The following is a 9,948-nucleotide window of genomic DNA, read 5'->3' as shown; positions in this document are numbered from 1 at the left end:
ATCGTCGAACACGACCGTCGGAGAGTGGTTCGGAGACGCCGTCTCGAGATCGACCTCCGCCGGCGTCGCCCGCAGGAACAGGAACGCCCCCGGAACCTGTTCGAGCACGAAGGAGAAGTCCTCCGATCCCATCACGGGGTGCGCGGTCTCCCACACGCGCTCGTCGCCGAACAGGCCCTGCAGCGTGGCTCGCACCCGCTCCACCGCGCGGGCATCGTTCACGGTGGGCGCGCACAGCACGCTCACATCGACCTGGGCTGTGCAGTCATGGGCGGCCGCGATCTCGCGGACGAGTGCGGGGAGCTCCGCCTGCACGCGCGCACTCGACTCGTGCGACAGCACCCGCACCGAGGCGACGAGCGTGGCGGTGTCGGAGATGATGTTCCGGGCCGGTCCCCCGGCATGCAGCTGCGTGACGCTGAGGACGACCGGATCGAACACGTCGAAACGGCGGGTGACGAAGGTCTGCAGCGCGGTGACGAGTTCGGCGGCGACGGGCACGGGATCGCGGGTCAGGTGCGGGGCCGACGCATGGCCGCCGGCGCCCGTGACGGTGATCTCGACCTCGATCGCGCCGGCCATGAGCGCGCCGGGACGGGTCGAGAACACGCCGTACTCGCCGGGAACGACATGGATGCCGAAGGCCGCGACCGGCCGGGACGCGGTGGTCTCGAGGAGCCCCTCGGCGAGCATCCGCTTCGCGCCGTCGCCGAGCTCCTCGCCGGGCTGGAACATCAGCAGGACGTCGCCGTGGAGCTCCTCGCGACGCCCCGCCAGCAGGTGCGCGGCTCCGACGAGACCGGCGACGTGCAGGTCATGCCCGCAGGCGTGCATCCGCTCCCCCGTCGCCGCGTAGTCGAGCCCCGTGTCCTCGACGAGCGGAAGCGCGTCCATGTCGGCACGCAGCAGCACGGTCGGTCCGGGATGCGCGCCGCGCACGACCGCGGCGATCGAGCTCAGGCCCTCACCGAGGACCACCTCGAGTCCGAGGGTCTCCAGCGCGTCGAGCACCCGTCGCTGGGTGCGCGGCAGCTCGAGACCCAGCTCGGGGTCGGCGTGGATGGCGCGGCGCAGGGCCACGAGCTCGGGCAGCAGGACCTGAGCGTCGTCGAGCAGGGTCATTCAGGATCCGATCGAGTGGAGGAGGCTGTCGGTGCCGGCGTTCTGGATGCGCGGGATGGCCGCCACGAGCGCCTGTGTGTAGGGATGCTGCGGGTTCGTGACGATCGCGTCGGCATCGCCGTGCTCGACGATCTCGCCGCTGCGCATCACGGCCGTGGTGTCGGCGATGTAGCGCACCGCGGCGAGGTTGTGGGTGATGAACAGCACCGAGAGCTCGAGCTCGCGCTGCAGGTCGCGCATCAGGTTGAGCACCGCGCCCTGCACCGAGGCGTCGAGGGCGGACGTGATCTCATCCGCGATGATCAGGCGCGGCTTCACCGCGAGGCAGCGGGCGATCGCGACGCGCTGCCGCATGCCGCCGGACAGGCTCGACGGATGCAACTCCGACACACCGGGCTTCAGCCGCACGAGTTCGAGCAGCTCCTTGACGCCGGCCGCACGAGCCTTGGCGTTGCCGGAGCCGTGGGTGGCCAGCGCCTCGTCCAGGGTCTCGCCCACCGACATGCGCGGGTTCAGCGACGAGTACGGATCCTGGAAGATCATCTGCACGTCTCGGGCGTGGGCCCGGCGATCACGGCGTCCGACCGCGAGGTCTTTGCCGTCGAGCAGGATCCGCCCCGACGTCGGCTTCTGAAGCCCCGCGACCGTGCGTGCGACCGTGGACTTGCCCGATCCGGATTCGCCCACCAGCCCCACCGTCGTGCCGTGCGGCACCGTGAGCGACACGTCGTCCACCGCATTCACGGCGTGGGGCCCGCGGCCGAATGTGACCACGAGGTTCTCGATGACGAGATCGGCCATCATGCACCCGCCTTCGCGAATTCGTCTTCGTGCACGCCCACGTCCTGCGGGTGCCAGCACGCCACGCGGCCGGAGCCGTGCGCGACGAGCTGAGGGGTCTCGGTGCGGCAGAGCTCGGTGGCGAACGCACAGCGCGGGGCGAACGCGCAGCCGACCACCGGCTGCGCGAGGTCCGGCGGCTCGCCGGGGATCGTCGCGAGCGGTGCCGTGCGGTCGGTGTCGAGATCCGGCAGCGACTCCGCCAGCGCGCGGGTGTACGGATGCGCCAGCCGTTCGGGTTCTGCAAGGTGGCGGACGTCGACGTCTTCGACGATGCGGCCGCCGTACATGACCAGGATGCGCTGGCAGAGCTCGGCCAACACCGCGATGTCGTGCGAGACGACGATCGCCGCTGCCCCGGTCTCCTCGCACTCGCGGCGGAGCAGGGCGAGCACCCGCTGCTGCACCGTGACGTCGAGCGCCGTGGTGGGCTCGTCGGCGATGATCAGCCGCGGCTTCCCGATCTGCGACATCGCGATGAGCGCACGCTGCCGCATGCCACCGGAGAACTCGTGCGGGAACTGCTTGGCCCGACGCGCCGGATCGGTGATCGACACGGCAGCCAGAGCGTCGACGGCCGCGGCATCCGCTTCCCGCCGCGTCGCCTTCTGGTGCACGCGCGGCACCTCGGCGAGCTGCGTGCCCACGCGGAGCGCCGGGTTCAGCGCGGTGAGCGAGTCCTGGAACACGACACCGACCCTCGTGCCGAGCTTCTTCGCCGCACGCTCGCTCGACAGTCCGGACAGCTCCTCTCCCGCGAAGGTGAGGCGCTGCGCGCTGACGGCGGCCCCGGCCGGAGCCAGCTGCGCGATCGCCATCATCGTGACGCTCTTGCCGCTGCCGGACTCGCCGACCACGCCGACGATCTCGCCGGGTGCGATGCGGAACGAGACGTCCTGCACGGGGCGCACCCAGCCGTGCTCACCGGGGAAGGAGACGCTGAGGCCCGCAACGTCCAGCAGCGGTTCCACGTCGTCCCTCCGCTCCTCGACGGCAGTGGTCGAGGAGACGCGGTCAGGATCGCCGAGCTCGCGGACGCTGAGCGTGCGGGTGCGCCCCCGGCCGCGCATGTGGGAGGCCAGCGCCTCGCCGAACATGCCGAACATGATTCCGGCGAGCACGACCATCACACCCGGCCCGACGATCGCGGACGGCTGGCTGTAGACCTGCTCGAAGCCCTCGCTGAGCAGGCGGCCCCAGTCGTACTCGGGCGGCTGCACGCCGACGCCGAGGAAGCTGAGGCTCGACAGGGCGAGGAGTCCCCCGCCGATCGAGATCGTGACGTTGACGATCACCGGCTCGGCGATGTTGGGGAGGATGTAGCGGGTGAACTGACGCGTCTTCGACACCCCGAGCAGGCGGGCCGCGGCCAGGTACTCCGAACCCCCGACGCGCGAGGAGAGGGTCTGTGCGAGGCGGGCGAACGAGGGGGTCATGGTCAGCGCGAGCGCGATGACGGCCGTCGTGGAGCCGGTGCCGAGCAGGATCACCGTGAGCATCGCCACCAGCAGCACCGGGAAGGCGAGCCAGGTGTTGATGACCGAGCCGAACATGCGCTGCACGCGCGGACCGGCGACGACCGGCAGCGCACCGAGGATCAGCCCGGCCACGGCGCCCAGAGCGGTCGCGGTCAGCGCCATCACGAGCGACAGCCGCGTGGCCACGAGCGTGCGCAGCAGCAGGTCCCGCCCGAGTGCGTCGGTGCCGAGAGGGTGCTCGGCACTCGGCGGCTGGAGGAGGTCAGCGGGCGACGGGGTCTCGGCCTGCGTACCCCACAACATCGGGGCGAACACGGCGAGGAGGGCGAAGATCGCGATGAAGGTCAGCGAGATCAGCGCCATCGGGGACTGCAGCAGCCAGGAGCGCCGCCGGTGCGAGGAGGTCATGCGGTCTCCAGAATGGTCGTACGACGGTCGAGGATGGCGAGCACCACATCCACCAGCAGGTTCACGACGAGGATGATCGCCGCGTAGACGATCGCGAGCCCCTGCACGATGCCGTAGTCCTTGGTGATGATCGCCTGCACAAAGGCACTGCCCATGCCCGGCCAGTTGAAGACCCGCTCGACCAGGACGCTGCCGGCGATCATCGTCGCGAGCAGGGCGCCGCCGAGGGTCAGGGTGGCGGTGAGCATGTTCGGCAGGGCGTGCCGGAAGTACACCATCGCGGCCGGGAGCCGCTTGGAGCGCGCGGTGCGGATGTAGTCGTCGCTGAGCACGTTGAGCGCCTCGACGCGGGCGATGCGCGACAGCGACGCCGACGCACCGAGTGCGAGCGCGAGGACGGGCAGGATGTACGACTGCGGGCCGCTGATGCCGGCGACCGGAAGGAGCGGGATCGTGATCGCGAACAGCGTCAGCAGTGCGACACCGATCAGGTACTCCGGCACGGCGGCGAAGAAGCCCGTCACCGAGGTGAAGGCGACCTCGACGGGGCGACGGCGGTTACCGGCGGTGAGGATCGCGATGGCGAGCCCGAGGGGGATCGCGATGAGGAGGATCACGACGAACGCGATGCCGGCGAGCTGCACGGTGGCGGGGAGCCGGTATTCCACCAGCTCGTTCACCGATCGTCCGGTGATCAGGGAGACGCCGAGATCACCGCGGAACACGATGCCCGTCAGATAGTTCCAGAACTGCACGATGAGCGGATCATCGAGCCCGAGCTGCGCCCGGCGCTCCGCCACCACGGATGCCGGTGCGGTCGGTCCGAGAGCCGCACGGACCGGGTCTCCCCCGGCGGCGCGGAGGACGACGAATGCCGCCGTCACGATCACGAACATCGCGATGAGCATCCGGCCGATGCGCCGGAGGAGGAAGGGGATCCAGCGGCCGCCGCCGTGGCGACCACCCCGAGGGGTGGCCACCACGACGGTCTTCGGCCGCGTCACGATCTGCGACGTCATCCTGTCACTCTGTCACGCGGATCGTGGTCGGAGCGAGGATGCTCTTCGACATGCCGAACTCCACACCGACACCGTAGAAAGTCGACGTCGACGAGTAGACGGGCAGCACCTCGAGGTTGCGGAACAGGGAGTCCTGCGCAGCCTGCCAGGCGTCACACGAGTCGGCTCCGGCCAGCGCCTGCGCCTCGCCCACCAGGTCGAAGTACTCCTGGTTGCTGTTGTAGGTCCAGTTACCGCCGTTGGGCGGGAACTCGCCGCCCAGGATGCCGGCCCAGTCGCTCGGGAGGCTCGTGAAGATCGGGGCCCACACGATGTCCCAGTCGCCGCCGGAGAAGATCACGTCGGTGTAGGACGCGGACGGGGTGGGCACAGCATCCACACCGATCTTCTTGAACTCGGTCTGCAGCAGTTCGATCGCGGCGGTGACGCCCTGGCTCTCGGATGCCGGGTAGAGCATCAGGATGGACAGCGGCTTGCCGTCCTTCGCGCGGATGCCGTCGGCACCCTCGACCCAGCCCGCGGCGTCGAGTGCGGCAGCAGCAGCATCCACGTCGTAGTCGGGGATGGCGCCGGAGCTGTCCATGGCGGTGCACGCGGCGCCGAATTCGGACACGAGTGTCGTGATCTGCTCGCCGCGACCGGCGGAGGCGACAGGCCCGACGGCTTCGCGGTCCACAGCCTGGGCGAGAGCTTCACGGACGGCGAGATCGTGGCCGACCCGGCCCTCCGCCTGGTTGAAGAAGATCAGTCCCGGGCGCAGCGGCACCTCGAGTTCTTTCGCGAACTCGGTCTTGTCGAGCCGGTCGCGCTCGCTGCCGCCGACCTCGGCGACGTTGGCCTCGCCGGTCTGGAGCATGTTGGCGGCGGTCGAATCGCTCTCGATGATCGAGACCTCCACCGTGCCGGGCAGCCCTGCCGTCTCGCTGGTCGTGTCGTCGGGACCCCAGGTGTAGTCGTCACGCAGCGTGAACGTGTACGACTGCCCCGGGGAGGACGCCTTCAACGCGTAGGCGCCGGTGCCGTGGAACTCGGTGTCGAGAACGGCCGGGTCGGCGAGACCGGACGCGCACACGATCGGCAGGGCGCCGATCGTCTCGGCGAGGAAGCTCTGGGCGTTCGCGCTGGTGAAGGTGACCGTGCGGGCATCGTCGTCCGCCTCGATCGTGAGGCCCTCGGCCGGGAAGTACACGCCCTTGTAGGGCGAGCCCGTCTCGTCGGCCGCGGCGTACTCGAACGTGGACTTGACATCGGTCGCGGTCAACGGCGTGCCGTCGGCGCAGAGGATGCCGTCCTTGAGCGTGAACTCCACGCCGGTGGTGGTCGACTCCCACGAATCGGCGAGCAGCCCCCGGGGCTCCTCGCCGGTCGGGTAGAAGAGCAGCGACTCGTACCCGAACGTCGATACGGACTCACTCGCGTTCGTCGCGTTCGTGATCGGGTTGAGCGTTCCGGGATCCGACTGCACGGCGATCTTGATCGTCTGTGCCTCTCCTCCCCCCGGCTCCGCCGTACCGGCGCAGCCGGACAGGGCGAGGGCCGTCACGCCGACGGCGACCGCGGCGACAATGCTGCGTCTCATGGTGTCCTCTCTCACGGGTTCCGCACGGTGCGGGTCAACCCAATTGAATGTTATGAATTACTCTTTATTGGCTCGTGTCGCCGGTGTTTCCGGTATGTAACTTCACGAGCGATCGTCGATGAGGGCAGCGGCGCCCATCACCGACTTGAGCTCGAGGAACTCCTCGAACCCGTGGACACCGCACTCCCGGCCGACGCCCGACTGCTTGTATCCGCCGAAGGGCGCACCGACATCGAGGCCTGCGCCGTTGATGCCGACGGTCCCGGTGCGCATGCGCAGAGCGATGTCGAGGGCGCGTCGAGGGTCGCTCGACCACACGCCGCCCGACAGTCCGTAGACGCTGTCGTTCGCCAGGTCGACAGCCTCATCGACCGTGCCGTAGGGGGTGATCGTGAGCACCGGACCGAAGACCTCCTCGTGGAAGATCCGCATGTCCGGCGTCACATCGGTGAAGATCGTGGGCTGCACGTAGGCGCCGCCTGCCGTCGGTTCGACGATATCGAGACCGCCGGTCAGCACCTGCGCGCCCTCGTCGATCGCCGTGGCGATGTGCGCGCGGACGCGGTCGCGCTGCAGAGCGGAGGCCAGGGGTCCGGTCGCGGTCCCCTCCTCGCGCGGATCCCCGGGGGCCCAGCCTGCGGCGACCTCGAGCGCGGCATTCTGCCAGGCATCCCGCATGCTCTCGGGCACCAGGACGCGGGTCTGCGCGGCGCAGGTCTGGCCGGCATTCGCGAAGCACGAGGCGAGCACTCCCCGCACCGATTCGTCGAGCGGTGCGTCGTCGAGCACGATCGCGGCGGACTTGCCGCCCAGCTCGAGAGCGACCTTCTTGATGGTCGCCGCCGCGGCGCGAGCCACCTGCTCCCCCACCTGGCGTGAGCCGGTGAAGGTGACCATGTCGACGCCCGGGTGGGCGACGAGGGGCGAGCCGACTCCTGCGCCGTCGCCGTGCACGATGTTCACGACACCGCCCGGCAATCCGATCTCGCGGAGGATGTCCCCGATGATCGCGGCGTTGAGAGGGGCGACCTCGCTGGGCTTGAGCACCACCGTGCAGCCCGCGAGAAGGGCGGCGCCGACCTTGAGCACGATCTGGTGCAGCGGGAAGTTCCACGGGGTGATCGCGGCGACGACGCCGACCGGCTCCGAGACGACGAGGGAGTTCGACACCGCCTCCCGCTCGACGTGCGCGCGGGCAGCATCGGCGAGCATGTTCAGGTCGGCGATCGCGACCCCGACCTGAGCGGAACGCGCGAACGCGATCGGCGAGCCCATCTCGGCGCTGAGGGTCGCGGCGAGAAGCTCACGGTGGCGCGCCAACCCCTCGGCGAGCGCCTCTACGTAAGCAATCCGCTGCGCCATCGGCGTCGTGGACCAGCTGCCGAACGCGTCCGCGGCCGCAGCCACCGCGCGATCGACGTCCGCGGGGCCGCCTGCGACGACGGCGCCGATGACGGTGCCGTCGGCCGGGCTGACGACATCGATCGCCCTGAGGCCATCGACATCTTCCCTGATGCCTGCGATGTCGTGCCCGATGGTCATGTCAGACCCCTGCCCGCTGCACGAGGTGCGCGTCGGGCGCGAGCGGCACGGGACGCGGGACGCCCTCATGGATGAGGTGCCACGGCGAGGGGAACTCCCCCACCGGCACGTCGATGAGGATCGGCTCGTTCGCGGGGACCGCATCGGCGAGCACACCCGCCAGTTCCTGCGGCGTGTACGCCCGCGCGGAGCGGATGCCGTACGCGTCGGCCAGCTTGCCGTAGTCGGGGTTCGTCAGGTCGCTGGCGAAGTAGCGCGCGCCGTAGCGGTTCTTCTGGATGCGGCGCACGTTCCCGTAGAACCCGTCGTGGAAGACGATCGTCACCAGTCCGAGGCCGTAGCGCTTCGCCGTCGACAGCTCCTGCAGGGTCCAGGAGAATCCGCCGTCGCCGTTGACCGAGACCACCGAGCGGGTGGGATCCGCGGCCTTCACACCCAGCGCCGTCGCGAAGCCGTAGCCCAGCGTGCCCTGGTAACCGGGGCCGATGTAGGTGCGCGGCTGGTATGCGGGGTAGCAGGCACTGGCCGCGTAGCCGACCTGGGTGAACTCGCTCACGAAGACACCATCCTCGGGCAGCGCGCCGCGGATCGCCGCGAGGTACTCGCGCTGCGGGGCGATGTCGTCGAACTGCTCGGCGAGCCAGGAGCGGACGCGGACGAACTCGCTCTCGCGGGAGTCCCGCTGCGGGGACCCCACCTCGGCGGCGAGCGCGGCGAGCGCCAGCCGGGCGTCGGCGTGGAGGGTCTGCACAGCGGCGCGCGGGCCGCCGAGGTCCGCCTCTTCCGCGTTCACGAGGATCACCGGTGCACCATGGGTGTCCACCTGGGTTCCGAAGGTGGAGACGAAGCGGGTTCCGACCGCCAGTACGAGATCGGCGTCCTCACGGAAGGCGCGGAGCGCGAGCGAGTCGAACGCGAGGCGGTGCCGGGCGTCGAGCGCTCCCCGGCCGTTCTCGGTCATCAGCACGGGAATCTCCAGTGCCTCGGCGAGCGCCTGCAGCGCGACGGACGCGTTCGAGGCGAGCACTCCACCGCCGACGACGATCATCGGGCGCTGAGCCGCGAGGAGCCGGGCCGCCACGTCGCGGATCTGCTGCTCGTCGGGAACGAGCGGGGCGTCGGCGACCATCTCGGCCGCCGCCATGCGCGAGGTGGCGGCGAGCACGTCCGGCGGCACCTCGATCGCGACGGGACGCGGGCGGCCGCTGCGCAGCTGCACGAAGGCCTCGCGCACGAGTCCGGGGATCTCGTCGGCGGAGCGGGCGATGCCGGTCCACTTGGTGAGCCGTTCGAGGATGCCCGTCTGGTCCGGGATCTCATGCAGGGCGCCGAGACCGCGGCCGATGGCCTTCGAATCGATCTGTCCGGCGATGAGCAGCATCGGCGAGTTCGCGGAGTAGCCCGTCGCCACACCGGAGAGGGCGTTGAGCACTCCCGGGCCGGGAACGACCATGGCGACACCGACGTCTCCGGTGCTGCGCGCATACCCGTCGGCCATGTAGGTCGTCGCCTGCTCGTTGCGAGCGCAGATGAAGTCGACCTGGTCGGCGCGGGCATGGAGGGCGTCTGCGGCGGCATCGAGCTGAACGCCCGGAATGCCGAAGATCCGTGAGACTCCCTGGTTGATGAGGGAGTCTGCGAGCAGATCGCCACCGGTGTGGTCGGTCATCTGTTTCCTCTCGTGAGCAGCATTGCGTGATTGACTGTATTAGATACATTCAATTACTGCAAATAGGAGAATCGCCCTGAGCCGCCGCTCCCCGGCGGCGGGGCGTCCCTAGGATGTGAGAGATCCGCTGCACAACACTGCCCCGACCGAAGGATTCCCGTGGCCAGCACCCAGGATGACGCGCGCACCTTCCAGCGTGTCGCGCCCGCACAGTCCGTCGCCGACCGGGTCGTGACCGAGGTCGAAGCGATGATCAAGTCCGAGGGCCTCACCCCCGGCCACCGCATCGGC

The 9,948-nt window shown here is 69.8% G+C and carries 7 protein-coding genes; all 7 read right to left on the bottom strand.

Annotation, left to right across the window (positions count from 1 at the left end; translation table 11 throughout):
* On the bottom strand, nucleotides 1-1,122 hold a 1,122-nt coding region (locus tag ACNPM4_RS07745), incomplete at its 3' end, for a M20 metallopeptidase family protein (RefSeq protein ID WP_448985307.1).
* On the bottom strand, nucleotides 1,123-1,926 hold the full coding sequence (locus tag ACNPM4_RS07740) for an ABC transporter ATP-binding protein (protein ID WP_197021063.1): 804 nt from the start codon (nucleotides 1,924-1,926) through the stop codon (nucleotides 1,123-1,125). It lies immediately after the preceding gene.
* Entirely contained in the window at nucleotides 1,923-3,848 is a 1,926-nt protein-coding gene (locus tag ACNPM4_RS07735; protein ID WP_448985306.1) for a dipeptide/oligopeptide/nickel ABC transporter permease/ATP-binding protein, read from the bottom strand. The genes ACNPM4_RS07740 and ACNPM4_RS07735 overlap by 4 nt, the downstream gene beginning before the upstream one ends.
* Nucleotides 3,845-4,867, bottom strand: coding sequence for an ABC transporter permease (locus ACNPM4_RS07730; protein ID WP_448985305.1), 1,023 nt, complete (start codon nucleotides 4,865-4,867; stop codon nucleotides 3,845-3,847). The genes ACNPM4_RS07735 and ACNPM4_RS07730 overlap by 4 nt, the downstream gene beginning before the upstream one ends.
* Nucleotides 4,868-4,871: 4 nt before the next feature.
* Nucleotides 4,872-6,446 carry an ABC transporter substrate-binding protein gene (locus tag ACNPM4_RS07725; RefSeq protein ID WP_448985304.1) on the bottom strand — a complete coding sequence of 525 codons (1,575 nt, stop codon included), beginning with the start codon at nucleotides 6,444-6,446 and terminating at the stop codon, nucleotides 4,872-4,874.
* A 102-nt stretch (nucleotides 6,447-6,548) separates the two neighbouring features.
* A complete protein-coding gene (locus ACNPM4_RS07720; RefSeq protein WP_051662279.1) occupies nucleotides 6,549-7,988 on the bottom strand; it encodes an aldehyde dehydrogenase family protein in 1,440 nt (479 codons plus the stop codon).
* Nucleotide 7,989: 1 nt separating this feature from the next.
* Nucleotides 7,990-9,657: a thiamine pyrophosphate-dependent enzyme gene (locus tag ACNPM4_RS07715; protein ID WP_417503360.1), complete on the bottom strand. Its 1,668-nt coding sequence runs from the start codon at nucleotides 9,655-9,657 to the stop codon at nucleotides 7,990-7,992.
* Nucleotides 9,658-9,948 lie beyond the last annotated feature (291 nt).

Source organism: Microbacterium umsixpiens, from assembly GCF_053543675.1.
Note: the sequence above shows the minus strand (reverse complement) of the source record. Positions and strands in the feature narration are given on the sequence as shown.

What these genes read in the sequence shown, in the direction of transcription:
- ACNPM4_RS07740 (WP_197021063.1), bottom strand. Translation starts at nt 1,926, where the DNA reads ATGATGGCCGATCTCGTCATCGAGAACCTCGTGGTCACATTCGGCCGC.
- ACNPM4_RS07735 (WP_448985306.1), bottom strand. Translation starts at nt 3,848, where the DNA reads ATGACCTCCTCGCACCGGCGGCGCTCCTGGCTGCTGCAGTCCCCGATG.
- ACNPM4_RS07730 (WP_448985305.1), bottom strand. Translation starts at nt 4,867, where the DNA reads ATGACGTCGCAGATCGTGACGCGGCCGAAGACCGTCGTGGTGGCCACC.
- ACNPM4_RS07725 (WP_448985304.1), bottom strand. Translation starts at nt 6,446, where the DNA reads ATGAGACGCAGCATTGTCGCCGCGGTCGCCGTCGGCGTGACGGCCCTC.
- ACNPM4_RS07720 (WP_051662279.1), bottom strand. Translation starts at nt 7,988, where the DNA reads ATGACCATCGGGCACGACATCGCAGGCATCAGGGAAGATGTCGATGGC.
- ACNPM4_RS07715 (WP_417503360.1), bottom strand. Translation starts at nt 9,657, where the DNA reads ATGACCGACCACACCGGTGGCGATCTGCTCGCAGACTCCCTCATCAAC.